Consider the following 26,607-nt stretch of genomic DNA (forward strand, 5'->3'; position numbering starts at 1 on the left):
GTCGTTCATCATTCGTACGCGCACAGGCGCATCGCACACACGCGCCGGCCGCCCGGACATCCGCGCACTGAGAGGGGGAGACACCAGCAGTGACCAACATCCCCGAGACCGGCAAGACCCCACGGGTCCAGATCCGGCTCGTCGTGCTCCAGATCCTTGTCCTGTCCCTCCTCGGCACGCTCGGCGGCCGGTTGTGGTACCTGCAGATCCGCGAGGGCGCCCAGTACCAGAAGGAGGCGTCCGGCAACCACGTCCAGCAGGTCGTCGACCCCGCCGTGCGCGGCGACATCCTGGATGCCCGGGGTGTGCCCCTCGCCGACAACGAGACACGTCTGGTCGTCTCCGCCTCCCGCACCGACCTGCTCAAGCAGAAGGACGACGGCAGGGCCGTCCTCACCAAGCTGGCCGGCGTCCTCGGCGTGAAGCCCGAGGACGTCATCCAGAAGGTCCGGCTGTGCGACGCCAAGACCCCCAAGCCGTGCTGGAACGGCTCGCCGTACCAGCCGATCCCGATCACCGACAAGGCGACGCCCAAGCAGGCCCTGCAGATCCGTGAGCGCGCCGAGGACTTCCCCGGCATCACCGCCGAGCCCGAGGCCGTACGGAGCTACCCGGGCCCGGGCAACTCCAACACCGCGCAGGTGCTCGGCTATCTCTCGCCCGTCACCGACGACGAGATCCAGAAGGCGAAGAACACCGACTCGCCCTATCTGCGCTCCGACATGGTCGGCCGCTCCGGCCTCGAGCGGGAGTACGACAAGGAACTGCGTGGCAAGGCCGGCGTCACCCGCTACGAGGTGGACAACCTCGGCCGGGTCATCGGCAAGGCCAAGTCGGACGCCGCCGAGCCCGGCTCGAACCTGGTCACCAGCATCGACTCCCGGGTCCAGCGCGTCGCCGAGTACGAACTGGACAAGGCCATGCGGGCCGCCCGCCAGCAGTACGACGACATCACCCACGAGAACTACAAGGCCGACTCCGGCGCCGTCGTCGTCATGGAGGCCAAGACCGGCCGGATCGTCGCGATGGCCTCGGCGCCGACCTACGACCCGAACGTGTGGGTGGGCGGCATCTCCGCCAAGGACTACAAGGCCCTCACCGGCAAGGGGTCCGACTACCCGCTGCTCAACAGGGCCATCCAGGGTCAGGCGGCCCCCGGTTCGACGTTCAAGGTGGTCTCCACGGCCGCCGCGGTCAACGCCGGCTACGCCTGGGACGGCGGCTACCCCTGCACGAGCTCCTACTCGGTCGGCGGCCAGGTCTTCAAGAACTTCGAAGGCGAGAACTTCGGCGACATCTCCCTCGGCCGCGCCCTGGAGGTCTCCTGCGACACCGTCTTCTACGGCCTAGCCGACAACGAGTGGAAGAAGGACGGCGGCATCAACCCCAAGAAGGGCCAGCCGAAGGACTACTTCTTCAAGACCGCCCACCAGTTCGGCCTCGGCAAGGAGACCGGCGTCGACCTCCCCAACGAGGTCACCGGCCGCGTCCCCGACCGCCAGTGGAAGCTGGACTACTGGAAGGCCAACAAGGACGCCTGGTGCAAGAGCGGCAAGAAGGACGGCTCCTACGTCCAGAGGATCTATTACGAGAACTGCCTCGAAGGCAACAAGATGCGCGAGGGTGACGAGATCAACTACTCCATCGGCCAGGGCGACACGCTCGTCACGCCGATCCAGGAGGCGATGATCTACGGCGCCGTCGCCAACGGCGGCACCGAGTACGTGCCCACCATCGGCAAGGCGATCATCAGCCCCGACGGCAAGACCGTCACCCCGATCAAACCGAAGGTGCGTGCCAAGCTCCCGGTCAGCCAGGCCACCCTCAAGGGCATGGACGACGCCTTCGCGGGCGTCATCACCCGCGGTACGGCCGCGTGGAAGTTCAACGGCTGGCCGCAGAACAAGATCCCGCTGCACGGCAAGACCGGTACGGCGGAGGTCTACGGCAAGCAGACCACCTCATGGCTCGCCACGTATTCCAAGGACTACACGGTGATCATGACGATCGCCCAGGCCGGTACGGGTTCCGGCGCCTCCGGCGAGGCCGTGCGCAACATCTACAGCGCGCTCTACGGCGTCCAGGGCGACGGCTCCGTCGACAACAAGAAGGCGCTGCTGCCCGAGCCGCAGAAGGGCCTGCCCAAGGTCCGCACGGACGGCACCATCGACGCCCCGAAGATCACCGGCGACCCCGGGAAGGACGCCGAGGCCTCCCAGCAGAACAACCCCAGCAACGGGTCCGACCAGCAGCCCGCCACCACGGCCTCGCCCACCACGGGCAACCGCAACACCCGCAGGCGGCCTCGCAAGAGGGGGAGCCGGAGGATGCCCTCATGACCGGCGTGAACAGCTTCTCCGTCTCCGGGTACGGCCCCGACCGGGCCGGCTGGACCAGGCTCTTCGCCCGTGACTCGCTGACCCGCAGGCTCGACTGGCCGATACTGCTGGCGGCCCTCGTGCTGTCGCTGCTGGGCTCGCTGCTGGTGTACTCGGCTACCCGCAACCGCACCGAGATCAACCAGGGCGACCAGTACTACTTCCTGGTCCGCCATCTGATGAACCTCGGCATCGGATTCGCCCTGATGATCGGCACGATCTGGCTCGGGCACCGCGCCCTGCGCAACGTCGTGCCGATCCTCTACGGCGTCTCGCTGCTCGGGGTGCTGCTGGTGCTCACCCCGCTCGGCGCGACCATCAACGGCAGCCGGAACTGGATCGTGTTCGGCGGCGGTTTCTCGCTGCAGCCCGCCGAGTTCGTGAAGGTCTCGATCATCCTGGGCATGGCGATGATACTGGCGGCCCGGGTAGACGCCGGGGACAAGCCGTACCCCGACCACCGCACGGTGGTGCAGGCGCTCGGCCTGGCCACCGTGCCGATCCTGATCGTGCTGCTCATGCCCGACCTCGGCACGGTCCTGGCCATGGTGGCCATCATCCTGGGCGTGCTGCTCGCCTCCGGCGCCTCCAACCGCTGGATCTTCGGCCTGCTCATCGCCGGTGTGCTCGGCTGTGTCGCCATCTGGCAGCTGCACATCCTGGACCAGTACCAGATCAACCGCTTCGCCGCCTTCGCCAACCCGGAGCTGGATCCGGCGGGCGTGGGCTACAACACCAACCAGGCCCGCATCGCCATCGGTTCCGGCGGCCTGACCGGGGCCGGTCTCTTCCACGGTTCGCAGACCACCGGCCAGTTCGTGCCCGAGCAGCAGACGGACTTCGTCTTCACGGTCGCGGGGGAGGAGCTGGGCTTCGTCGGCGCGGGCCTGATCATCTTCCTGCTGGGGGTGGTGCTGTGGCGCGCCTGCCGCATCGCCCGGGAGTCCACCGAGCTGTACGGGACGATCGTGGCCGCCGGGATCGTCGCCTGGTTCGCCTTCCAGTCCTTCGAGAACATCGGCATGACCCTCGGCATCATGCCGGTCACCGGTCTGCCCCTGCCGTTCGTGTCGTACGGCGGCTCGTCGATGTTCGTGGTGTGGGTGGCCGTGGGACTGCTGCAGTCGATCAAGGTGCAGAGACCCATGTCGGCCTAGGTGTTCGGTCCGGGCAGCGGTCGTATGCCGGGTGGATGTGTGGAATTTTCCTGCCATTCACCCGGAACGGCCCCTGCCGCACCGCTCCACGGCCCACTAGATTCGGTTCATGGCGGATACGAAGCGCGAGATCGAGCGCAAGTACGAGTCCGATGACAGCGGGCTGCCCGACCTGACCGGCGTCGGCAGAGTGGCGGCCGTCCTGGACAAGGGCCGGGTGGAACTCGACGCCATCTACTACGACACCGCCGACGAACGCCTCGCCGATGCCTCCCTCACCCTGCGTCGCCGCACCGGAGGCTCGGACGCCGGCTGGCATCTGAAGTTCCCCGTCGCCCCCGGCGTCCGTGACGAGATCCAGGCCCCGCTGTCCGACATCGTCCCCGAGGAGATCGCGGCCCTGGTCCGCTCCCGGGTCCGGGACGCCGAGCTGGTCCCGGTGGTACGGCTGCGCTCCGCCCGCGATGTGCGTCACCTCGTCGACGCCGACGGCACCCTGCTGGCCGAGGCGAGCGTCGACGCCGTCACCGCCGAGCGGCTCGCCGGCCGGGGCGGGGCCGCCCAGTGGACCGAGATCGAGGTGGAACTGGCCGACGACGGCGACCCCGCCTTCCTGGACCTGGTGGAGAAACGGCTGCGCAGGGCGGGTGTGCGCCCCTCGAAGTCGGCGTCGAAGCTGGCCCGGGCCCTGGAGCAGACCTCGGGACACCGCCGCAAGAAGGGCAAGCCCGCATCGCCGGTGACGGCCGGCGACCACGTCCTCGCCTATCTGCGCGCCCAGCGGGACGTGCTGGTCGAGCTCGACCCCGCTGTCCGCCGGGACGTGCCCGACTCCGTGCACCGCATGCGGGTCGCCACCCGCCGCGCCCGCAGCACCCTGCGCACCTTCCGCTCCGTGCTCGACCGCACGGTGACCGATTCCATCGGGGCCGAGCTGAAGTGGCTCGCGGGCGAGCTGGGCGTGGACCGCGACCGGGAGGTGATGACCGAACGGCTGGCTGCCGCCCTCGACGCCCTGCCGCCCGATCTGGTCACCGGCCCGGCCCCCGAACGCCTCGCGGCCTGGGCCGGGGCCCGGCGCGGCGGCACGCACGCCCATCTGGCCGGCGTGCTGGACTCCCGCCGCTATCTGACCCTGCTCGACGCCCTGGACGCGCTCCTCGCCGACCCGCCGCTGCGCAAGGCCGGCGGGAAACGGCCGGAGAAGGTGCTCCGCAAGGCCGTGAACAAGGACCTGGCGACTCTTACCGCCCTGGTCGAGCGGGCGCTCGACACCCCGCACGGCGAGGAGCGGGACCTCGCCGTGCACGAGGCCCGCAAGAAGGGCAAGCGCACCCGGTACGCGGCCGAGGCGGCCACCCCGGCCCTCGGGAAACCGGCCCGGTCCCTGACACGGGCCATGAAGTCCCTGACCACCCTCCTCGGCGACCACCAGGACAGCGTCATGACCCGGCACACCCTGCGCGAGCTGTCCGCGGTGGCGCACGCGGCGGGGGAGAACACGTTCACGTTCGGGGTGCTGTACGGGCGAGAGGAGGCACGGGCGGCGCAGGTCGAGGCGGAGCTGCCCGGGCTGTGGAAGGAGATCAGTTCCGGGGCGGCCCTCTGAGCGTTCGGGGGAGCTCCTCGGCCGGGTTACGCTTGATGGTCACCCCTGTCAGCTCATGAAGGTTCGCGAGATGCCTGTCGAGTCGGTTTTCCCGCAGCTCGAAGCTCTGCTCCCGCACGTGCAGAAGCCGATCCAGTACGTCGGCGGAGAGCTCAACTCCACGGTCAAGCCGTGGGACGAGTGCGACGTCCGCTGGGCGCTCATGTACCCGGACGCGTACGAGGTTGGTCTGCCCAACCAGGGCGTCATGATCCTCTACGAGGTCCTCAACGAGCAGGAGGGCGTCCTCGCCGAGCGCACCTACAGCGTGTGGCCGGACCTGGAGGCGCTGATGCGCGAGCACGGCGTCCCGCAGTTCACGGTCGACAGCCACCGCCCGGTGAAGGCCTTCGACGTGTTCGGCCTCAGCTTCTCCACGGAGCTGGGCTACACCAACATGCTCACCGCCCTGGACCTGGCCGGCATCCCCCTGGAGTCCAGGGACCGCACCGAGGACGACCCGATCGTCCTCGCCGGCGGCCACGCCGCCTTCAACCCGGAGCCGATCGCCGACTTCATCGACGCGGCGGTCATCGGCGACGGCGAGCAGGCCGTCCTCGACATGACCAGGATCATCCGCGAGTGGAAGGCCGAGGGCCGTCCCGGCGGCCGCGAGGAGGTCCTGTTCCGCCTGGCGAAGACGGGCGGGGTGTACATCCCGGCGTTCTACGACGTCGAGTACCTGCAGGACGGCCGGATCGCCCGCGTGGTCCCGAACAAGTCGGGCGTTCCGTGGCGCGTGTCCAAGCACACGGTCATGGACCTGGACGAGTGGCCGTACCCGAAGCAGCCGCTGGTCCCCCTGGCCGAGACGGTCCATGAGCGCATGTCGGTGGAGATCTTCCGCGGCTGCACGCGCGGCTGCCGGTTCTGCCAGGCAGGCATGATCACCCGCCCGGTGCGCGAGCGCTCGATCACGGGCATCGGCGACATGGTCGACAAGGGCCTGAAGGCGACGGGCTTCGAGGAGGTGGGCCTCCTGTCCCTGTCCTCGGCGGACCACTCGGAGATCGGTGACATCGCCAAGGGCCTGGCGGACCGCTACGAGGACGACAAGATCGGCCTGTCGCTCCCCTCCACCCGCGTCGACGCCTTCAACGTCGACCTGGCGAACGAGCTGACCCGCAACGGCCGCCGCTCCGGCCTGACCTTCGCCCCCGAAGGCGGCTCGGAGCGCATGCGCAAGGTCATCAACAAGATGGTCTCGGAGGAGGACCTGATCCGCACGGTCGCCACGGCCTACGGCAACGGCTGGCGCCAGGTGAAGCTGTACTTCATGTGCGGCCTGCCGACGGAGACCGACGACGACGTCCTCCAGATCGCCGACATGGCGACGCACGTCATCCAGAAGGGCCGCGAGGTCTCGGGCTCGAACGACATCCGATGCACCGTCTCGATCGGCGGCTTCGTCCCCAAGCCCCACACCCCCTTCCAGTGGGCCCCGCAGCTCTCGGCGGAAGAGACGGACGCCCGACTGGAGAAGCTCCGCGACAAGATCCGCGGCGACAAGAAGTACGGCCGCTCGATCGGCTTCCGGTACCACGACGGCAAGCCGGGCATCATCGAGGGCCTGCTCTCGCGCGGTGACCGCCGCATCGGCGCCGTGATCCGCGCGGTGTACGACGACGGCGGTCGCTTCGACGGCTGGCGCGAGCACTTCTCCTACGACCGCTGGATGGCCTGCGCGGACAAGGCACTCGCCCCCTACGGCGTCGACGTCGACTGGTACACCACCCGCGAGCGCACCTACGAGGAGGTCCTGCCCTGGGACCACCTGGACTCCGGCCTGGACAAGGACTGGCTCTGGGAGGACTGGCAGGACGCCCTCGACGAGACGGAGGTCGAGGACTGCCGCTGGACCCCCTGCTTCGACTGCGGCGTCTGCCCCGCCATGGACACGCAGATCCAGGTTGGGCCGACAGGAAAGAAGCTGCTCCCTCTGACCGTCGTGAACAAGTAGCCGGTTGGCCCCAACGCGCCTCCGGGAATGTTCACCTGGCCCTTCTGCGTGATGGGCTCAGCTGACGTTCCTGGAGGAGCGATGAGGGAGTTGCTCCACGGGTACGCCTTGCGCGGGGTGAAGCGCACCACCGTGCTCTCCGGTGCGCGGTGAAGATGCGTGCTCCGGTGTGCAGATCGTCCTGTGGCGGCCGGGGCCGGTGAGCCGGGCTGCGGGCGCACCACTGCTCCGCCGGACACCTGCCGCCCCTGCCGACCACCCGGGAGGGTGAGACGCGCTGTCCGGAGGCCGGCCGCGGGCCCGTCGATCGATCCCGACCTGCCCCGCCCGTCCGCCTGCGACCTGCTGCCGCCCCACGCGGCCTTGCTCTTCTTCACCGACGGTCTCATCGAGCGTCGCGGAGAGCCGCTCGACGACGTGATGACCCGACTCCGGCCGCACCCCGCCGTCGGCTGAGCAGGCGGTCAGGCGGACGAGTCGCACTCGTCGCACCGGCTGTGGTCGGCCAGCCACTGCTCCAGCGCGTCGCGCTCCGCGACGATGCGGGACCGCACCGCGGCGGACCAGCCCGGTGCGAAGGCCGCGAGGGTGCGGTTGGCCGCCCACAGGCGGATCTGGGTGACCGTGACCTGGTCGAGCTCCCGGCTGTCGCGCCAACGGGCGTCGGCCTCCTCGCGCAGGGACATCCCGTGGTCGAAGAATTCGTCGATGAGGGCATGCGCCCGGACGTCCCGGTCCCGCACGGCGGCCTCCCTTCGCGATCCGCTCCTGCCGCGGCTCGGCTCGAGGCGACAGAGCGGGACGGTGCCCTCGCAAGTCCGCTCAGGCATGGCTGTGTCCCAGCGGGTCGACTGCGACCGCGTCGCTCAGCGTCTCGTGCACCTCGAGGTCGTGGGTCGGCTCCGTGATGTGCAGAAGCCTGCGCACGCGCCCCTTGGGGACCACCACGCGCACCGCGCCGCCGCGCCGGGCGGCCGACTTGTGGGCGCCGATGAGCGCACCCAGTCCGTGCGCGTCGCAGAAGGTGACGGCACCGAGGTCGACGATCACCTGGGGGCGCTCGCCGTGGTCGGCCACGAGCTCTTTCAGGTGCGCGCGCAGTCCCGGCACCGTGAAGATGTCGATCTGCCCCGCCAGGCTGGCCACCGTCCAGCCGTCGAGGCGGTTCACGGACACCCACAGTTCCGCCTGTCCATCCGCCCGCCGGTCTTTCCTGTCCATGGCGCACCTCCGCTGACGCCCCTTACTGCAGGTTCAGCCGTGCGGCGAGGTGTCGACAGAGGCTGACAGCCCCCTGTGTAGTGCCGAAGGTCCTTCGCTGCGTAGGCCGGTCGGCTCAATACCGCGGGCAGGGCTGGACGGCTGTGCGGGGAGCGGCACCACGGCACCCCGGATCGCCGTCGTGCCTGGTGGCAGCGGCAGGGGCGGCCGGTGGGCAGGACCAGCACCGCCCGGTGGGGTGACCGGCGGCGTTCCCGCAGTCGCCGCCGCGCTGTTGCGGAGGCGAGGGGCCCGGCGTTGCAATCAAGTGTGAGGCACTTCGGCGGCGCCGTGCCGGCCGACCGCCCGGCTCCCGGGACGGCGGCCGGCCGGAAGGGACTCAAGAGCGACGCCCTTGGCATGTTCTCCTCGGTGGCCATGGGCCTCGCCTCGACCGGCCCGGCGTACAGCCTGGCGGCCACGCTGGGCATCATCGTGGTCGGGGCCGGACTGCAGGCCCCGATCGTCACGATGCTGGCGTTCATCCCGATGCTGCTGGTCGCGTACGCCTTCCGGGAGCTCAACGCGAGCAACGCCGACTGCGGGACCACGTACACCTGGGCGACACGGACCTTCGGTCCGCGCACCGGGTGGATGGGCGGCTGGGGCCTCATCGTCGCCGACGTCCTCGTCATGGCGAACCTCGCCCAGATCGCCGCTGCCTACTGCTTCCGGCTGGTGGGCCTGGACGGACTGGCCGAGAACCGGCTGTGGACGACTGTGGCGGGCGTCGCCTGGATCGCGGCGCTGACCGCGGTCTGCTATGTCGGCATCGAGTTCTCGGCGGCCGTCCAGCGCTGGCTGCTGTGCCTGGAAGTGGCGATGCTGATCTTCTTCGCCGTGGCGGCGCTGGTCAGGGTCTACACCCACCCGCCGCCGACGGCGATCCACGTCTCCGCCTCCTGGTTCAACCCCTTCGCGGTGCGCTCGGTGAAGGACCTGACCTCGGGCATCCTCGCGGGGGTCTTCATCTACTGGGGCTGGGACACCGCGTTCTCGGTCAACGAGGAAACCGTCGACAGTGCGCGCGTCCCCGGGCGCGCCGCGGTCACGACCACCATGGTGCTCCTGATCATGTACGGGCTGGTGTCCACCTCGGCACAGGCGTTCGCGGGAGTCGGCACCTCGGGCATCGGGCTCGGCAACACGCGCAACTCGGACGACGTGCTCTCCGGGTTGGGCTCGGCCGTGTTCGGGAGCGGTGACACCGGGCTGTTCCTGTCGAGACTGCTGATCCTGATGGTGCTGACCTCCGCGCTGGCCTCCGCCGAGACCACCATCCTGCCCCTGGCCAGGACCGTCTTCTCCATGGCGGTCCACAGGGCGCTCCCCTCCCGGTTCGCCCGGATCCACCGCAGGTACCTCACCCCGACCTGGAGCACGGTCGGCATGGGAGCGGCCGCGATCCTCGTGTTCGTCATGCTGGCGTCGTACAGCCAGAACATCCTGGCCGACTCGGTGGAATCGGTCGGTCTCGCGATCGCCTTCCAGTACGGAGTGACCGGCTTCGCCTGCCTCTGGTACCACCGCAAGGTCCTCACTCGCAGCACCAGGGACCTGGTCTTCAAGGGGGCGCTGCCGGCGCTCGGCGGCCTGATGATGATCTCGCTGTTCCTCTACGCCGCCTTCGTCGTCTACGCGGATCCGGAGTACGGCACGACCGCCGTCGATCTGCCGCTGATCGGACGGACGGGCGGGGTCACCGTCCTGGGCCTGGGCGCCCTGCTGATCGGTCTCCTGCTGATGCCGTTGGTCACCCGGGGCCACACCGTGGCCCTCAAACTCCAGCGGAGCCTGCTTCCCCGCCGTCTGCCGCGGCACGCCGCCGTCGACTCGGCGAGCCGCTACCAGCCCGCCGACAGCGGGTCCGGGGTGGGGGGCGACTGGTACGACGTCATTCCCCTGTCGGGAACCCGGGTCGGCCTGGTCGTCGGGGACGTACTGGGTCACGGCCTGCGGGCCGCGGCCACCATGGGCCGTCTGCGGACGGGTGTGCGCGTGCTGGCCCGGCTGGACCTGAGCCCGGACGAGCTCCTGTCCCGGCTGGACGACCTGGTCGAGCAGACCGCGCTGGAGGGCGGGACCGGCCGAGTCCCGGGCCACCTGACACCACACGTCGACGCGGCCCTGGGCGTGAGCTGCCTGTACGCGGTGTACGACCCGGTCTCGGGGAAGTGCGCCCTCGCGCGGGCCGGGGAGCCGGTACTGGCGGTCGTCGACCCGCGTACGGGCGTCGTCGACTATCCGGAGCTGCCGATCGGGCCGCCGCTGGGCATCGGGGGCCCGCCCTACCAGAGCACGGAACTGGACCTCGCCGCGGGCAGTCTCGTCGCCCTCTTCACCGGCGGTCTCCTCCAGACGGCCGACGACCGTGACGCCGGGCTCGCGCAGCTGTCCCGCGTCCTGGCCGGCGACCGGACATCGCTGGAGACGCTGTGCGACAGGGCGGTGACCACGCTGCTGCCCGGGGCGGTGGACGTGGACGCGACGCTGCTCCTGGTCCGCACGCGTCTACTCGACCGGAACCGGCTCGCCGAGTGGTCGGTGCTCCCGGACCCGGCGGCGGTGGCCACCATCCGCACCGCCGTCAGCAAGCAGCTGCGCGCCTGGGACCTCGACGACCTGGCGTTCTCCACCGAGCTCATCGTCAGCGAACTGGTCACCAACGCCATCCGTTACGTCGGCGGTCCGATCCAGGTACGCCTGATCCGCGACCGGAGCCTGATCTGCGAGGTCTCCGACACCGGCCACACCGCGCCCAATCTGCGGCACGCCGCGAATGACGAGGAGGGAGGACGGGGGCTGTTCATCATCGCCCAGATGACCCACCACTGGGGTACGCGCTACACCCGCGCCGGCAAGACCATCTGGGCGGAGCAGGACCTGCCGGCACCGGACGCCCTGTAATCCCCTTTGCCGTCGTTCGCCGCGGGAGCCGAGACCGAGGCCACGCTCGGATTCACCAGAACCGACGACGAGGCTCTCGTCTCGTGCTCGGGCGACCCTCAGCGCGCCGGCCTGCGTGCTACGAACCCAGCCGTCCGTGAGGGCCGCTGCCGTCTTCTCGACCACGTGGTCGACACCGACTCGAGGGGCGGATCACCATGGCCGGCGATGCCGACCCCCGCGTCGGGATCGCCGCGTTCCATGCGCCGGCGTGTGACCGGTGCAAGGGCGACACCTGCGCACCGGGCCCAATGCTGCCACGCGCCGGCGGTGTCCCGGTGGACGCCCAACTCGGGGTGGCCGTCGAGCCGGAGTCCGGGGACCCACCGCGCGACGGCACAGCCTGAACGGCGGGCGGAGGTCGAGGAGTTCGTGCATCTGTACATCACGCACCACGCCCCTGACGGCGAACGCCGTTTGCGCACGCGCCACATGGCGCCCTCCTTCCTGCCCTGGCATCGCAAACTCCTGCTGGAGCCGGAGCGGGCGCTGCGGCGGGTTGGACCCCGGATAGTTGTCCGGCACGAGAGGCTGCCGCCGTGGGACGTGACACCGGCCGAACTGGAGGACATGAGCAGGATCTACCGGTATGAATAAGCTGAAGTCGTCCCGGTCGGCGGCCGTTCAGCGGGCACGCGATCACCATTGAGAGGCCGCTTCTCCGTTCGAGGCGTCACACGTTCCGCTGAAAAGTCGGCGACACAGCGACCGCCGCTCGCGTACGGCTCCCCCTTGATCAAGCTGGTGTCTTCTGCGAAGGAGACGCCACCGTGCGAATTTCTGACATTCAGCGCTGCGAGGTCCGGCCCGGACAGCTCGTCGAGTGGACGTTCAGCCCGGCGACCATCGCGGCCGCGGCAGCGCTGCCGCCCGATCCGCGGCCGCCGGCGTACATCCAGGAGTCGCACATCAGGACGGCCCGGTCGGTACGGGAAGACGGACTGTTCGTACCGACCTGGCTCGGCACGGCGTTCGACCTGCCGGGCCGGACCGACCTCGACGCGCTGGAACGGGCGTTGCGCGGCTGGACGCTGCGTCACGAGACGCTGCGCAGCGGCTTCAGATGGGCCGGCGACGACATGCACCGGTTCACGCTCGACGAGAACGAGGTGTCGCTGCACCGCGAGGTGGTCGGCGACTTCGCCGACGCGGCCGCGCTGATCCGTTACCTGCAGGACCGATTCGACGCCGCGGCGGACGCGCTCGGCTGGCCGAACCTCATCTACGCGGCAGTCGTGCGCGAGGATTCGACCAGTGTGTACATGGCGTTCGACCACACCAACGTCGACGCCTACTCCATCCACCGCATCCCGGACGAGATCCACGAACTGTACGCGGCGGACGTCACGGGCCAGCCCGTCAGCGGCCCGTCCGTGGGGAGTTACGTCGACTTCTGCGAGCAGGAGCGGGCGAACGCGGACGGCATCGACGACACGCACGCGATCGTCGCGCGCTGGCGGGAGTTCATCAGCCGGTGCGACGGGCGGCTTCCGGAGTTCCCGGTCGATCTCGGTCTGCAACCCGGTGGGGTGCTGCCCGCTCAGAAGCTGGTGTGCGAGCCACTCGTCGACGCGGACGCCGCCGCCGCGTTCGAAGCGCACTGCCGGCCCTACGGCGGCAGCCTGGTGGGCATTCTGGCCGCGACCAGTCTGATCGTCCACGAACTCGGCGGGCAGCCGGTCTACCGCACGGTCGTGCCGTTCCACACCCGGCTGAAGTCCGAGTGGTCGGACTCCGTCGGCTGGTACGTCGGCGGCGCGCCCATCGAGGTGCCCGCGGCACGGGACTTCGACGGCGCGCTCGACATGGTCCGTGCCGAGCTGCGGGCCAACCGGTCGCTGGCGCGCATTCCGCTGGCCCGCGTACTGCGCCTGCTCGGCGCCGACTTCCGTCCGACCTCGCCTGATATGTACTCGATCATTTCATATGTGGACACCCGCCTCATTCCCGGCGCGGCCCACTGGGACCAGCAGAAGGCGTACGGGCTGATCCGGGTGTCGTACGGGGACCAGGTGTGCGCCTGGGTCAACCGGCTGCACGAGGGGCTGTGGTTCGCCTGCCGGTACCCGGACACCGACATCGCGTACAAGACCGTGCGGCGGTACGCCGAGGGGCTGCGGAACCTGATCCTCTCCGTGCCCGCACGCGAGCGTTCGCGGGTCGCGGAGCCGGCACTCACCTGACGCAACTCTCGTCCGCTTCATCCGTGTTCGGCGGGTCTCGTGCCGCAATCCCTGTCCGAGTACCGCCAGTTGGCACCCATCGGGTGATTCTGCCGGGACATGTCCCCCTCGGGATGGATGTCCGGTGTGGAACCTCCCGTCCCGCTACTGCTAGTGTTTGAGTCGTCACGCTAGGCAACAGGCTTCACTGTATGAGCAAAAGAACCGAGGGTTCCATGCGCAAGCTTCAGCAGGTCGTGATCGCAGCGGTGGCGGCGGCCGGCGGTCTGACCGCCGTCGGCGCCGGCTCCGCCATCGCCGACACCAACGGCGGTGAGCTGCAGTTGACCGACGTCTACCGCCCCTATCAGGAGTGCAGTCCGCAGACGGTGGCCGAGAACGACGTCCCGATCGGTGTGCTCGGCCTCGCCGGCACCCTCGACACCACCTGCGGTCAGTACAACAACGCTTTCACCGGTTGAGTCCGGCGGCGTCGTCGTACGCGACGTCCGGCGCGGGACTCTTCGGGGTCGGTCTCGAAGGGTCCCGCCGTTCCTGCCGGTTGTCCGAGTGTCGAAGACGGAGCCCGGCGCGACGGGCACCCTTACAGAGGAGGCGCATCACATGTTCGGCAGGAAGAGGATCGCGGTCGTCTCGGGGCTCGTCGGGGGCATCGCTGCGGCGTGTGTCGGCGTCACCCCGGCGCATGCCGCGGTGGGCCCGGGAAAGTGCACGCGCGACATCCTGGGGGACGTCTCCTGCGTCCAGCGGATCAGGGGCCAGGTCCCCGCAGGCGGTGCCATTCCGCACCAGGAGATGTGCCAATCGGTGCAGCCGACGACAGTGCCCTCCTTCCTGAGTGCCGGGACGCAGCAGCTCGAGTCCGAGGTGAGCTGTTCCCCCACCGGCGTGGGCACGTCCGCGCCGGTCCGTGACGAGCGGGAGTCGCCCGACATGCCGCGTTGAGTCCCGGCGGCCGGACCCTTCCGGCGGACAGCTCATGGTTCCGGCGCGACGTGCCGGGGTGTAGATCCTCAATAACTACGGACTGTGTGTATATGCTCACATTAAGTAGTCAAGCCGGGCGTTTCCGCCTGGGTTAGGAAGGGTCAACCATGCGTAAGTTTCAGCGCGTTGCAGTCGTAGCCGCGGCCATTGCGGGGCTGTCCGCCCTCGGTGCGGGCGTCAGCTTCGCCGCCGGCGGCGAGGACGCGCCTCCGCAGATCACCGCCGTGGCCAACTCGACGGCCAACGCCGTTGCCATCGGCGGCAACAACACCCAGGAGGAGAAGGGCGAGCCGAAGGCCGGTCCCCAGGACGAGCACGAGCAGGGGCAGCCTGGGCCGGAGCAGGGCGACGACGAGCACCAGGGCGACGAGTAAGGACGTACCGAGGGCTCATCCTCTCGGAATCGGCGCGGGCGCATCGGCCTTCTTCGGAGATCTGATGCGCACCGCACGCACTCGGCATCCCGGGCTCGGCACCGTTTCGGTCGGTTCTCCGGTCTGCTGAGTGACACCCGTGGCGAAGGCGGCCCGGACGCACGACGGTCCCGTCGAGGTACGCGTCCGGGCTGCGGCATGTTCGCCATCGGCGCGCTTGGTAATGCATCCAGGCGCGGAATGATCTGTTTCGACCTTCTCGGGCCCGGGCGCACGCCAGTCAGGCGCATGCGCCCGGGCCCCTGTCGTAAAGGAAGGCAACACATGTTCACTGCGCGGAAGATCGCCACCGTCTCGGGGCTCGTCGGAAGCCTCGCCGCGTTCTGCGTCGGCGCCGGACACGCGTACGCGGACGGGCCCTCGGACGGCTGCAAGAACACCGAGCAGGGCGGCACCGTCTGCGTTCACAAGAACGAGACCCGCACCGACAAGGACGGGGCGCACGTCCTCAAGCAGACGCTTGACTGCTCGACGTCCGACCGCCCGCGCGTGGTGTTTCCGGAGCGCCAGATGCTGGACAGCGAATCCTCCGGCGTCGGGCAGACCGTGGACTGCTCCAACACGGAAAAGCTGCCCAAGGGCCTCAAGAAGCCGCACTTCTGGTTCTGAGCGCTGCCGGCACATGCCGGCCCGGAGAAACAGCAATCCCCGGTACCCAACCAGTGGTCGGGTACCGGGGATTGCTGTTGTGCGTTACTTGCCGACCGCGTTGCTGCAGCTCAGCTTCGAGCCGACGGTGTTGTTCTGGGCGCCCGCGTTGCCCTCGTCGTTGAGGCCCAGCAGGCCGTTGAGGAGTCCGAGGTTGCCGAGGACGTTGACGTTCAGGTCGTGCGTCCTGCAGTGGTTGCTCTGCTGGATGTTGAACTCGTCGCCGTCCTTCTTGCCCCAGTCCTGGTCGGCGTGGGCGGTGCCGGCACCCAGGAGTCCGACGCTCCCGAACGCAGCGAGGATAACGGCAGCCGTGCGGAGCTTGTGCATGTGATCTCCGTTGGAATGAGATGGAGGCGATGTGTGAGAAATCGCCGTACGTGCTGACATGAATGCTGATACGAAATACCCGAATAAAGAGAGCGACGCGCCGAACTCGAGTGCCTTTTCGCTACCTTGGAGGCCTGTCGGCGCACGCGAATGGTCCCGGCACCCGGCCTGGGGCCCGGTGCCGGGACCATTTCACCGCGCGCCTAGGCGCCGGACACAACTCAGAAGGCGCTGTTGCTGCAGCTCAGCGTCGAGCCGGTGTTGTTGTTCTGGGCGCCCGGGTTGCCCTCGGGGTTGAGGTCCAGCACGCCGTTGAGGAGCCCGACGTTGCCGAGGACGTCGACGTTCAGGTCGTGCGACTTGCAGTGGTTGCCCTGCGTGATGTCGAACCTGTCGCCGCCGTGGTCCCCGCCCTTGCCGCCGGCATAGGCCGTGCCGCTCATGAGGCCGATGCTGCTGAGTGCCGCGACCAGGACGGCAACGTTGCGAAGCTTGCGCATGTCATCTCCGTTGGAGTGAGTGGTTGCGATCTGTGACAGATCGACTTTTTACAATTACAGGAGATTAGTACGAAATACGCGTAAACCGGCAACGACGCGCCGTTTTCCTGATCTACCGTCAGAAACACCCGGAAGCCGTACCGCATGCGAACGGGCCCATCGAGCGCGTCGAAAGGCCCGTGCCGAGCGGCGGCTTCTGGCCGTCAGCCCTGATGCTGCGCGCTGGCGAGGGAGTTGGACTGGCTGTTGGCCTGGGTGCAGGCGACGCCTCGGGTCTCGGAGGCCGCGAGCAGGGCGACCGGGATGTTCGCGTCGAGAAGGGTCTGCGGGCTGCACTCCTGGTACGGGCGGAACAGGTTGGTCTGGCCCACCGAGCCGCCCTGTGCCGTCTGCGGGGCCTGAGGGGCCTGCGCGGCCTGAGGGGAGATCTGCGGGCTGATCTGCGGGTTGAGCTGGGGGTTGATCTGCGGGGTGACCTCGGTGCCCCGCTGCGGGTACGCCTGCTGCGGCGTGCCGTAGGACTGCGCGGTCGCCTGAGCGGAGGTGGCCGAGGCGGCCTGGGTGTCGGGCTGTGAAACGGGAGTCGGCGCAGCCCCGTTGTAGGCGGGGGCGGCGGAGCTTGGGCCGGCGCCGACGGCGGACAGGCCGCCGGCTGCTGCGACGATGAGCGCGACTTGCTGAAGCTTGCGCATGGAATCCTCGGCCCTTCATTGACCTGTGCACTGAACCTGGTGAAATGCTGACGGGGCGGCGTTGTTGTCGCTGTTTTCGCTGCCCTGGACGGCTGCGATGGACCATCGTTCTCGCCCCGAGGGGAACGAAATGCGCGCGGGCTCGGACACGGGCTCCGGGCCGTGGTCACCCATTTGACGCAACGGCGTGTGACCCGCGATGTCATTTCCGGTGGATGGCAAATGGGTGACGGGCTGTCGGGTGCCGTGACCACGGTGGGGGAATCGTCGTTCCGACGAGAGGAGGGCAGCGACCGCGAACTCAAAGAGAAGTGGAGGCTTTCGCTGCCGGATCCGATGCGGCGTCCGCGTGCCACTCAGGAGTTACCGCTGCTGACGGTGCGGTGTGATGAACGCACCAAATGTACGCGTGACCGCACTGAATTCAGTGGGTTTCCCTTTTCAGGTATCGAAGGGCCGAGGGTTTTTCATGCGCAAGCTTCACAAGGCCGCGCTCGTTCTAGCAGCGGCCGGCGGTCTGTCCGCCATCGGCGCGGGCGTCAGCTATGCCGACTCTCCCGTCGGATATGGCGGTCCCGCTCCGGCACCGGCGCCGGACCAGCCGGCTCCCCAGGCCGCACCCCCGGCACCTGCTCCGCAGGCTCCGCCGCCACAGCAGACCGGTTACGCCGCGGGCTCTACGCAGGGAACGGCGCGGGCCACCGTCACGCCGCCGTACCCCCAGCAGCAGGCCGCCCCCGCGTACCCCCAGCAGCAGTACGCCCCCGCGTACCCGCAGCAGCAGTACGCCCCGCCGCCGCAGCAGACCGGCTACGCCTCCGCCATGGCCTCGTCCCAGGGATCGGCACAGGCCTCCACCACGCCGTACCCGCAGCAGCAGGCCGCCCCGGCGTACCCCCAGCAGCAGTACGCCCCCGCGTACCCCCAGCAGTACCCCCAGCCGCAAGCCGCTCCGCCGCCGCCGGCACAGGTCACGCCGCAGGTCGTGCCGCAGGTCATGCCGCAGGTCGCCCCGCAGGTGGCCGTACCGCAGGGCTTCACCCCGGAGGCCCCGATGCATGTCGGACCGCAGGTGAATCCGCAGGTGAACCCGCAGGTGAACCCGCTCATCAACCCGCTGGTCGGGTCACCGAGCGTTCCGGCGCTGGCTCCCGTCGGCCTTGGACAGCTGGCGGCACCTCCCATCGGCCAGCTGGGGCTTCCCCGACTCGGCTGACGGCCCCGTAATCGTCCGCAGTCCCCATGCGATCTGTTGCAGATCCCATCCGCTCGACCAACGGAGAACCAATGCGCAAGTTCCAGAGGGCAGTCCTCGTGGGTGCCGTGCTCGGCAGTGTCTGCTCCTTCGGCAGCACCGCTGCCTTCGCCCACGAGGGGCTCGGCCACGACGTGGACATCACACAGGGCAACGAGTGCCGTTCGCACGACATGAACATCGAGGTGCTCGGCAGCGTCGGCGCCTTCAACGGCCTGGCAGGCAACCTGTTCAACGGCGAAGGGAACCCGGGCGCGCAGCAGAACCACCTCGGTTCGGACGTGGGCTGCAACAGCCGGGCGTTCTGACGGACCTCGCCGCGACTCGCTCCACCCCCGAACCGGCGGGGGTGAGCGAGCAGGAGGCGCCGCAGCGGCCGTCACCGCGTGTCTCCGCTCCGGGACGCCGTCAGCGCGGCGCCCCCGCCGCTCCGGGCGGGTCGGACGTCGACGAGTGACCGGGTGGTCGTGCTCGCGGTCGGGCGCAGCCTGGACCGGGCGAAGCCCCTGTCGGCGGTCACGTGTTCGCGATGGGCGTCGGGCAGCTTGCCGCCGTCCAGCAGCTTCTCGCGGCACTCCAGTGATTCCCGGTACTCGCCCATCCAGTACGAGGACACCGCCAACTCGTCCTACCAGGCGTGCTCGACGAACAGGATGTCCTCGGGTTGCGGGATGTCGGTGGCGCGCCGCGCGAACATGGAGGTGAGCGGCCACCGCTCCCCGTCGACCCGGCACAGCCGCGCGAGCTCGCCGAGCGCGGCCCGGTTGGGCCGGGACTCCGCGCCGAGGAAGCGGGCGTGATCTCCGGCGGCCGGCGTTTGAGGTGCACCGCGAGCCGGGCCGCGTGGAGGCGGGCGCAGAACGCCTCCTCGGCGAAGCCGCCCATATCGGCGCGTCGGTCGTACGCGGCGAGCGCCTTCGCCGGTTCGCCGGCGTCGCGTCGGCTCTGGGCGAGGTAGAAGACACAACGGGCGTTGTCCGGCTCCTTGACGAGTCCGTCCTCGAGGATCGTGGCGTCGCGGAGGTACTTCTGCCGCTGACCGCCCTGGTGGCGTCCGCCGCCGCCCATGACGACCATGCGTGCGCCCGCGAAGGCCGCCCCGCTGAAGGGGGTGCCGCACTCCAGATACTCGTGCAGCACGCCGACGTAGCGCCGGGGCAGCCGGGTCGACACCAGCGTCGGCCGCCAGTGGACGACAGGCCCGTGGCGCCAGGGCTGATGGTCCAGCAGTGTCCAGCCGTCGCAGGTGATGGTGGCAGGGTGGTCGTTGTCGTTCTCGGAGCAGGCGTTCTCGTAGACCCGCTTGCCACTGGCCCTGGGCGTGCGCGTTGACGGAGTCTCCGCAGGCGAGGCCGGTGGTGGTCGTGTTGGGGAAGTTGAGGTCGGTCCACCGCACGGTGTGGTCCCCGTACTACGCCCGGGAAAGCAGGATCGCCGGATCCCGGCGGGCGTCCCCGGCGTCTACTCCGGTATGGAACCGCACAAGCCACCTCCTCAGCCCCGGCGGCCGGAAGGGTGCCTGACCGTCGCGATCCGCGTCCCCCTGCGCATCGTCGTCCTGGTACTGGTGGTGCCGGTGCGGATGGCGTGGGACGCGCTCGTCGTCGCCGGAAGGGTGCTGCGGGACACCGTGCTCAGGCCGGCCGGCCGGGCGCTGCTGTGGGCCGGAAAAGCCCTGTTCGTCCGGCCGTTCGCGGGCCTGTGGCGCCATGTCCTCGTCCCCGGCGGCAGGGCGCTCGGCCGGCTCGGCACCGTCCTCGTCGTCGTACCGGCCGTGTGGCTGTACCGGCACGTGCTGACCCCGGTCGGCCACGCCGTCGCCCGGCTCGCGGGCGCGGCGGGCGACGGGCTCGCGTGGCTGTACGCGCGCGTGCTCCGCCCGATCGGGCACGCGGTCGCGTGGCCGCTGCGGGGTGTCGGCGCCGTGCTCGCCGCCGCGGGCACCGGCCTGTGCACGGGCGTCGCCCGGCTGGTCCGGTATCTGCTCGTCGTGCCGGCGCGATGGCTGTACGACCGGGTCCTCGCGCCCGTCGGACGTGCCGTCGCCCGGTGCGGTCGCGGAGCGGCGTGGCTGCTGGGCGTGATCGCCGCCGGCATCGGAGCCGCCCTGCACCGGACCCTCCGCATCCTGTTCGTCCTGCCCGCCCTCGCGCTGTGGCGCTGGATCCTCGCCCCCGTCGGCCGGTTCCTGGCCGTCGTGGCAGGCGAGGTGGGCGCCGCCCTCGGGCACGCCTGGCGGATCGCCGGACGCATCTCGCGGGCTGTCGGCCGGACCCTTGGGACCCTCTTCCGGTGGATCTTCGTGGAGCCGGTGCGCTGGGTGTACCGGACCGTCCTCATCCCGGTCGGCCACCTCGTACGGGACGCCGTACTGCGGCCCGCCGCCGAGGGCGCGCGCGTGCTGGGCCGGGCCGTCCGCGAGGCCCTGACCAGCGCGCGCGACACCGTGCGGCAGGCCCGAGCCGACTTCCGGCGGATGCTGTTCGGCGAGCCGCGGCAGCCGGCCGCGGTGGACCGGCGGGAACCTCAGCGGCCCGTGGCACGTACTCTTGGTAGCAGTACGACCGCACTCACGAAGGACTAGGACACTGGGCAAGCGACAGCCCGAAGGCCCGCCGCCCGCACCCGCGGTGCAGCGCATCAGACTGCGCTACACCAAGCGCGGCCGCCTGAGGTTCACCAGCCACCGAGACTTCCAGCGCGCCTTCGAGCGGGCGCTGCGCCGCGCCGAGGTGCCCATGGCGTACTCGGCGGGGTTCACGCCGCACCCGAAGGTGTCGTACGCCAATGCCGCACCCACCGGCACGGGCAGTGAGGCGGAGTATCTGGAGATCGCGCTCACCGCACCGCGCGACCCGGAGACCCTGCGTGTCCTCCTCGACGAGTCGCTGCCCGCCGGGCTCGACGTCGTCGAGGCGGTCGAGGCTCGGACCTCGGGTCTCGCCGACCGGCTGACGGCCTCCGTCTGGGAGCTGCGGCTGGACGGCGTCGACCCGGCCGACGCCGAGCGCGCGGTCGAGAGCTTCAACCGGGCCGGGACCGTCGAGGTCCAGCGGATGACCAAGAACGGCGTCCGCACCTTCGACGCCCGCCCGGCCGTGGTGAGCCTGGAAACGCACGGTTCACCGGCTGATAGGCCGACCGACCAGCCCTGTGCGATACTGCGGCTGGTTGTTCGGCACGTGACGCCTGCCGTACGACCCGACGACGTCCTGTCCGGTCTCCGCGCCGTGGCCGACCTGGCGCCGCCGGTCCCCGCAGCGGTGACCAGGCTGGCGCAGGGGCTGCTCGATGAAGAGACCGGCACGGTGACCGACCCGCTCGCGCCCGACCGCGAGGCAGCCGAGGCCCTGACGGCCGTACCGGCCGCCGTCGCGACGGCGCCGACGCCGGAAGGTCCCGCGTAGGGACGGACGTCGTAGCGCCGCCCTCGTACTCGGGAGCCACCTGGGTCGGGCAGCGCACCGACCAGAAGACTTTCGCCAGGCCGTACCGACAAGGCGTACGGAACCGGCGAGACAGGACACAGAGTGCTCCCGTGCGGCGCCCGCGCCCCGGACGGCGGCCATCGCGGATCGCGCGGGCCGTGGACGTCAACGGCGGACGGTCCATCGAGACCGCCGTCGGACCAGGCGCGGCGCCCGGGGGCCTGACGGGAGAAACGCCCGCATGCTCGAGCCGACCGAACCCAACGAGGGTTCCGAACTGAACACTCCCAGCGACACCCTGCCGCCGCGCAGGCGTCGCCGTGCTGCCTCCCGCCCGGCGGGCCCGCCGGCCACGGCCGAGGGCTCCGCCGAGGTGACCGTGCCGGCCATACCGGCCGCGGAGCCCGACGAGGTGGCCGAGGTCGTCGCGGCCGAAGAGGCTGAAGAGGCCGCTGCGGCCACCGAAGCCGCAGAAGGTACGGAGACAGCAGGGGCCTCTGGGGCTGCCGCCGAGGAGGCCGCCTCCGCCGGCCGTCCGCGCCGCCGTGCCACTCGCCGCACGTCCGCCCCCGCGGGGGCGCCGTCGACCGCCGAGGCCGTCGTGCCGGCCGCAGCATCCGCCGCCGAGTCCGAGCAGCCCGCTGCCGTCGCCGAGGGCGGCGAGGTCGTCGTCGGTGAGGAGGCCGCGCCGCGCCGCGCCCGCCGCCGTGCCACGCGCAGCGTCACGGCCCCGGCCGGCGCCGTTGCCGGTGCCGACGAGACCCCTGCGACGCAGGAGGCCGCCGAGGCCCCCGCCCCCGCCGGGACCGCAGCCCCCGCCGAAGAGGCCGCGCCTGCCGCGCGTCCGCGTCGCCGGGCCACCCGCCGCGCGTCCGCGCCCACCGGGTCGCCGGCCTCCGCCGAGGCCGCCGAGACCGTGGTTCCGGCCGCCGCCGCGTCGGGTACGGCCGCCGCCGAGGCCGGGAAGGACCGGGAGCAGCCCGCCGTCGAGACGCCCGCCGCCGTGGAGGAGACCGCGCCGGCCGCCCGTCCGCGCCGTCGCGCGACCCGCCGTGCGTCCGCGCCCGCCGGTGCCCCGGCGGCCGACGAGGCTGCCGAGACGGTGGTTCCCGCCGGTGCCGCCGAGGCCGAGAGGACTCAGGAAGAGAAGGAAGAGGCGGCTGTCCAGGCGATTGCCGACGAGCAGGCCGCTTCCGCCGCCCGTCCGCGCCGCCGGGTCGCGCGTCGCGCGTCCGCGCCCGCCGGCGCCCCGAAGGCCGCCGAGGAGACTCAGGCCGCCGAGGCCGCCGCCCCGGCCGCCCAGGAGCCGGAGGAGACTGCGGAGGCCGTCGAGACGCCTGCCGCCGAGGAGGCGGCCCCGCGCCGCACCCGTCGCCGGGCCACCCGCCGGGTGTCCGCGCCCACCGCCGAGGACGGCACCGAGTCCGCCGAGGCCGAGCCCGCTGCCGCCGAGGCCCCGGCGACCGCCGAGCCCGTCCCCGCCGCCCCGGCGCCGCAGCCCCCCGCCGAGGAGGCGGCCCCGCGCCGCACCCGTCGCCGTGCCGTGCGTCCCGTGTTCGGGTTCTCCGAGCCGGCGCAGCCCACGCAGTCCGCGCCGGCTGCCGCCGAGACCGAGGGCCCCGAGGCCGAGACCGCGCGCCGGCCGGCCCGCCCCGCCGTCGCCGTCTTCCAGGCACCGGTGTTCACCGAGCCGAGGTTCCAGACCCCGGAGCGCGCCGCGGCCGAGGCCGCCGCGGAGGCCGCCGAGGCGGAGGAGCCCGAGGAGTACGCGGAGGAGCGCGCCGAGACCGGATCGCGCCGCCGTCGCCGCCGGGGCGCCGCCGAGGAGACCCGGGCCGCCGAGGCCGCAGAGACGGAGGAGGAGGCCGAGGAGGCCCCGGAGTCCGCCGAGGACCTCGCCGAGGGCGAGGAGACCGAGGAGGCCGATGACACGGAGGGCGCCGAGGGCTTCGAGGAGTCCGGCTCGCGTCGCCGTCGCCGTCGTGGCGGCCGCCGCCGTCGTCGGGGTGAGGCCGCCGAGGGCGAGGCCGACGAGGACGCCGAGGAGCTGGCCGCCGAGCAGGCCGCGCAGGACGTCGAGGACACCGCCGAGCAGGAGGAAGAGGACGCCGAGGAGGCCCGCGACGAGGCCGGCGCCTCCAGCGCCGGCAGCCGTCGCCGTCGTCGCCGTCGTCGCCGGGCCGGTGACGCCGCCGTCGACGCCGAGCCCGATGAGGGCGACCCCGAGCGCACGGTCGTCAAGGTCCGCGAGCCGCGCAAGCCCAGCGAGCCGTCCGACGAGGTGCAGTCCATCAAGGGCTCGACCCGCCTGGAGGCCAAGAAGCAGCGCCGCCGGGAGGGCCGCGAGCAGGGCCGCCGCCGCGTTCCGATCATCACGGAGGCCGAGTTCCTGGCCCGCCGTGAGGCCGTCGAGCGCGTGATGGTCGTGCGCCAGCACGGCGAGCGCACGCAGATCGGCGTCCTCGAGGACGGCGTGCTCGTCGAGCACTACGTCAACAAGGAGCAGTCGACCTCGTACGTCGGCAACGTCTACCTTGGCAAGGTCCAGAACGTGCTGCCGTCGATGGAGGCCGCCTTCATCGACATCGGCAAGGGCCGCAACGCCGTCCTGTACGCCGGTGAGGTCAACTTCGAGGCGCTGGGCATGGCCAACGGCCCGCGGCGCATCGAGTCCGCCCTCAAGTCCGGCCAGTCGGTCCTCGTGCAGGTGACCAAGGATCCGATCGGTCACAAGGGTGCCCGTCTGACCAGCCAGGTCTCCCTCCCGGGCCGCTACCTCGTGTACGTCCCCGAGGGCTCGATGACCGGCATCAGCCGCAAGCTGCCCGACACCGAGCGGGCCCGGCTGAAGACCATCCTCAAGAAGATCGTCCCCGAGGACGCGGGCGTCATCGTGCGCACCGCCGCCGAGGGCGCGAGCGAGGAGGAGCTGCGCCGGGACGTCGAGCGGCTGCAGGCGCAGTGGGAGGACATCCAGAAGAAGTCGAAGAACGGCAACGCCCCGACGCTGCTGTACGGCGAGCCGGACATGACCGTCCGGGTCGTGCGCGACATCTTCAACGAGGACTTCTCCAAGGTCATCGTCAGCGGCGCCGACGCCTGGGAGACCGTCCACGGGTACGTCTCCCACGTGGCCCCCGACCTCGCCGGCCGGCTGCAGAAGTGGACGTCCGAGGTCGACGTCTTCGCCACGTACCGGATCGACGAGCAGCTCGCCAAGGCGCTGGACCGCAAGGTCTGGCTGCCCAGCGGCGGTTCGCTGGTGATCGACAAGACCGAGGCGATGGTCGTCATCGACGTCAACACCGGCAAGTTCACCGGCCAGGGCGGCAACCTCGAGGAGACGGTCACCAGGAACAACCTGGAGGCGGCCGAGGAGATCGTGCGCCAGCTGCGGCTGCGTGACCTCGGTGGCATCGTCGTCATCGACTTCATCGACATGGTCCTGGAGTCCAACCGCGACCTGGTGCTGCGCCGCCTGCTGGAGTGCCTGGGCCGCGACCGTACGAAGCACCAGGTGGCCGAGGTGACCTCGCTGGGCCTGGTGCAGATGACCCGCAAGCGGGTCGGCCAGGGCCTGCTGGAGTCCTTCTCCGAGACCTGCGTCCACTGCAACGGCCGCGGTGTCATCGTGCACATGGAGCAGCCGAGCGCGGCCGTCGGCGGCGGTGGCGGCAAGCGCAAGAAGCGCGGCCGGGGCGGTGACGAGCACGTGCACGAGACGGCGGCGGTGGCCGTGGAGACCGGCGAGGCCGTCGAGCCCGAGGTGGAGACCGCCGTCGAGGTGGCCGCCGAGGTCGCCGAGCCGGTCGCCCTCCCCGCCCCCGACTTCGCGCCGGACGAGGAGCTGTACAGCAGCGTCGCCGAAGCGGAGGCGGCGGCCACCCGTGGCCGTACGCGCCGTCGCGCGAGCCGCCGGTCCTCGGCTCCGGCGGGTGCTCCGAAGGCCCGTGCTCCTCGCGAGGAGGGCGCGAAGGAGGCCCCGAAGACCGAGGCCGCCGTGGCCGCCGCCGCGCCGACCGCGCAGGACGTCACCGCCGAGGAGACGGCGGCGCTTCCGGTGCGTCCGGAGCCGGCCGCCGAGGTGCTGGCCGAGCCCGCGGCCGTCGAGGACCAGGTGGTCGCGGCGCCGCAGGCCGAGGCCGCCGAGGAGGCCGCGCCCAAGGGCCGTACGCGCCGTCGTGCGACCCGTAGGGTGTCGGCACCGGCCGGTTCCCCGGCGGGCGCCGAGGCGACCGTGGTGACGGCGCCCGAGACCGCCCCCGTGGCCGAGGAGCCGGTGGCCCGGCCCGAGGCCGAGACCGAGGCACCGGCGGCTCAGGCCGCCCCGGCGGAGGAGGCGTCCGCCGAGAGCGCCGCCCCGGCCCGCCCGCGCCGTCGTGCCGTGCGCAAGGCCACCGCGCCGACCGCGTCCGAGGAGGCGGCCGTCGTGGTCGTCCCGTCGGCCGCGGCGGAGGAGGCCCCGGCCGGTGACGTCACGGCCGAGGAGGTCGCCGAGGTGACCGCCCCGGCCAAGAAGGCGGCCCGCAAGACCGCCAAGAAGGCCACGGCGAAGAAGGCCGCCGCCAAGAAGACCGCGGTGAAGAAGACCGCGGCCAAGAAGACGGCCGCCAAGAAGACCACGGCCAAGAAGGCGGCCAAGACGGCCGCCGCGAAGTCGACGGCGAAGAAGACCACCACGGTCGCCGCCGACGCCGCGAACGAGGGCTGACGCCCGGGGTGTGGGGCCGGTCCGCGTGACCGGCCCCACACCCACCGGGGCCCGGTTTGACCCTCCAGGTCATGGACCCGTAACCTTGAC

23 protein-coding genes are annotated in these 26,607 nt (G+C 71.0%); 17 read left to right on the forward strand and 6 right to left on the reverse strand.

Annotated features, from left to right (window positions below):
• Positions 1-89 precede the first annotated feature (89 nt).
• The 5 genes from mrdA to AB0L59_RS02295 all read left to right on the forward strand — a co-directional run bounded on the left by mrdA (position 90) and on the right by AB0L59_RS02295 (position 7,599).
• Positions 90-2,339, forward strand: a complete 2,250-nt coding sequence (gene mrdA, locus AB0L59_RS02275) for a penicillin-binding protein 2 (RefSeq protein WP_365578287.1) — start codon at positions 90-92, stop codon at positions 2,337-2,339.
• The gene (rodA, locus tag AB0L59_RS02280; protein ID WP_365578289.1) at positions 2,336-3,535 is read left to right on the forward strand and encodes a rod shape-determining protein RodA; all 1,200 of its coding nucleotides are present in this window, start codon (positions 2,336-2,338) and stop codon (positions 3,533-3,535) included. Before mrdA ends, rodA begins: the two co-directional genes overlap by 4 nt.
• 109 nt (positions 3,536-3,644) lie before the next feature.
• Positions 3,645-5,144, forward strand: a complete 1,500-nt coding sequence (locus AB0L59_RS02285; protein ID WP_365578291.1) for a CYTH and CHAD domain-containing protein — start codon at positions 3,645-3,647, stop codon at positions 5,142-5,144.
• A gap of 70 nt (positions 5,145-5,214) precedes the next feature.
• The gene (locus AB0L59_RS02290) at positions 5,215-7,143 is read left to right on the forward strand and encodes a TIGR03960 family B12-binding radical SAM protein (RefSeq protein WP_365578293.1); all 1,929 of its coding nucleotides are present in this window, start codon (positions 5,215-5,217) and stop codon (positions 7,141-7,143) included.
• 267 nt (positions 7,144-7,410) lie between these two features.
• The gene (locus AB0L59_RS02295) at positions 7,411-7,599 is read left to right on the forward strand and encodes a hypothetical protein (RefSeq protein ID WP_365578295.1); all 189 of its coding nucleotides are present in this window, start codon (positions 7,411-7,413) and stop codon (positions 7,597-7,599) included.
• Between the two features lie 8 nt (positions 7,600-7,607).
• On the opposite strand, the gene AB0L59_RS02300 is transcribed toward AB0L59_RS02295, so the two are convergent.
• Both AB0L59_RS02300 and AB0L59_RS02305 read right to left on the reverse strand, forming a co-directional pair.
• Positions 7,608-7,886: a hypothetical protein gene (locus tag AB0L59_RS02300; RefSeq protein ID WP_365578297.1), complete on the reverse strand. Its 279-nt coding sequence runs from the start codon at positions 7,884-7,886 to the stop codon at positions 7,608-7,610.
• Positions 7,887-7,965: 79 nt separating this feature from the next.
• A complete protein-coding gene (locus tag AB0L59_RS02305) occupies positions 7,966-8,364 on the reverse strand; it encodes an STAS domain-containing protein (protein WP_365578299.1) in 399 nt (132 codons plus the stop codon).
• A 399-nt stretch (positions 8,365-8,763) separates the two neighbouring features.
• Here AB0L59_RS02305 and AB0L59_RS02310 point away from each other — a divergent pair, with 399 nt between their 5' ends.
• The 7 genes from AB0L59_RS02310 to AB0L59_RS02340 all read left to right on the forward strand — a co-directional run bounded on the left by AB0L59_RS02310 (position 8,764) and on the right by AB0L59_RS02340 (position 15,562).
• A complete protein-coding gene (locus AB0L59_RS02310) occupies positions 8,764-11,310 on the forward strand; it encodes an amino acid permease (protein ID WP_365578301.1) in 2,547 nt (848 codons plus the stop codon).
• Between the two features lie 411 nt (positions 11,311-11,721).
• Positions 11,722-11,946: a tyrosinase family protein gene (locus tag AB0L59_RS02315; RefSeq protein WP_365578303.1), complete on the forward strand. Its 225-nt coding sequence runs from the start codon at positions 11,722-11,724 to the stop codon at positions 11,944-11,946.
• 173 nt (positions 11,947-12,119) lie between these two features.
• Complete coding sequence (locus AB0L59_RS02320; protein ID WP_365578305.1) at positions 12,120-13,532, forward strand: condensation domain-containing protein; 1,413 nt, start codon at positions 12,120-12,122, stop codon at positions 13,530-13,532.
• A gap of 191 nt (positions 13,533-13,723) precedes the next feature.
• Positions 13,724-13,993 (forward strand): hypothetical protein, encoded by a 270-nt coding sequence (locus AB0L59_RS02325; RefSeq protein WP_365578307.1) that lies wholly within the window; start codon positions 13,724-13,726, stop codon positions 13,991-13,993.
• Between the two features lie 142 nt (positions 13,994-14,135).
• Positions 14,136-14,477: a hypothetical protein gene (locus AB0L59_RS02330; protein ID WP_365578309.1), complete on the forward strand. Its 342-nt coding sequence runs from the start codon at positions 14,136-14,138 to the stop codon at positions 14,475-14,477.
• Positions 14,478-14,626: 149 nt separating this feature from the next.
• On the forward strand, positions 14,627-14,893 hold the full coding sequence (locus tag AB0L59_RS02335; protein WP_365578311.1) for a hypothetical protein: 267 nt from the start codon (positions 14,627-14,629) through the stop codon (positions 14,891-14,893).
• Positions 14,894-15,217: 324 nt separating this feature from the next.
• A complete protein-coding gene (locus tag AB0L59_RS02340; RefSeq protein ID WP_365578313.1) occupies positions 15,218-15,562 on the forward strand; it encodes a hypothetical protein in 345 nt (114 codons plus the stop codon).
• 84 nt (positions 15,563-15,646) lie between these two features.
• Here the strand turns inward: AB0L59_RS02340 and AB0L59_RS02345 are convergent, their stop codons facing one another.
• The 3 genes from AB0L59_RS02345 to AB0L59_RS02355 form a co-directional block, all read right to left on the reverse strand.
• Positions 15,647-15,931 carry a hypothetical protein gene (locus AB0L59_RS02345; protein ID WP_365578315.1) on the reverse strand — a complete coding sequence of 95 codons (285 nt, stop codon included), beginning with the start codon at positions 15,929-15,931 and terminating at the stop codon, positions 15,647-15,649.
• 221 nt (positions 15,932-16,152) lie between these two features.
• Positions 16,153-16,431: a hypothetical protein gene (locus AB0L59_RS02350; protein WP_365578317.1), complete on the reverse strand. Its 279-nt coding sequence runs from the start codon at positions 16,429-16,431 to the stop codon at positions 16,153-16,155.
• Positions 16,432-16,634: 203 nt separating this feature from the next.
• Complete coding sequence (locus AB0L59_RS02355) at positions 16,635-17,123, reverse strand: hypothetical protein (RefSeq protein ID WP_365578319.1); 489 nt, start codon at positions 17,121-17,123, stop codon at positions 16,635-16,637.
• Positions 17,124-17,592: 469 nt separating this feature from the next.
• Between AB0L59_RS02355 and AB0L59_RS02360 the strand changes: the two genes are divergently transcribed.
• On the forward strand, positions 17,593-18,339 hold the full coding sequence (locus AB0L59_RS02360) for a hypothetical protein (RefSeq protein ID WP_365578321.1): 747 nt from the start codon (positions 17,593-17,595) through the stop codon (positions 18,337-18,339).
• A gap of 71 nt (positions 18,340-18,410) precedes the next feature.
• Entirely contained in the window at positions 18,411-18,686 is a 276-nt protein-coding gene (locus AB0L59_RS02365; protein ID WP_365578322.1) for a hypothetical protein, read from the forward strand.
• Positions 18,687-18,757: 71 nt separating this feature from the next.
• Here AB0L59_RS02365 and AB0L59_RS02370 read toward each other — a convergent pair whose 3' ends face one another.
• A complete protein-coding gene (locus AB0L59_RS02370; RefSeq protein ID WP_365578324.1) occupies positions 18,758-18,994 on the reverse strand; it encodes a hypothetical protein in 237 nt (78 codons plus the stop codon).
• A gap of 855 nt (positions 18,995-19,849) precedes the next feature.
• Between AB0L59_RS02370 and AB0L59_RS02375 the strand changes: the two genes are divergently transcribed.
• The 3 genes from AB0L59_RS02375 to AB0L59_RS02385 all read left to right on the forward strand — a co-directional run bounded on the left by AB0L59_RS02375 (position 19,850) and on the right by AB0L59_RS02385 (position 26,517).
• On the forward strand, positions 19,850-20,962 hold the full coding sequence (locus AB0L59_RS02375; protein WP_365578326.1) for a hypothetical protein: 1,113 nt from the start codon (positions 19,850-19,852) through the stop codon (positions 20,960-20,962).
• 46 nt (positions 20,963-21,008) lie between these two features.
• On the forward strand, positions 21,009-21,785 hold the full coding sequence (locus AB0L59_RS02380; RefSeq protein ID WP_365578328.1) for a TIGR03936 family radical SAM-associated protein: 777 nt from the start codon (positions 21,009-21,011) through the stop codon (positions 21,783-21,785).
• Between the two features lie 262 nt (positions 21,786-22,047).
• Positions 22,048-26,517, forward strand: coding sequence for an Rne/Rng family ribonuclease (locus AB0L59_RS02385; RefSeq protein WP_365578330.1), 4,470 nt, complete (start codon positions 22,048-22,050; stop codon positions 26,515-26,517).
• Positions 26,518-26,607: the final 90 nt, after the last annotated feature.

The organism is Streptomyces sp. NPDC052109, from assembly GCF_040680195.1.
Lineage (GTDB): Bacteria > Actinomycetota > Actinomycetes > Streptomycetales > Streptomycetaceae > Streptomyces.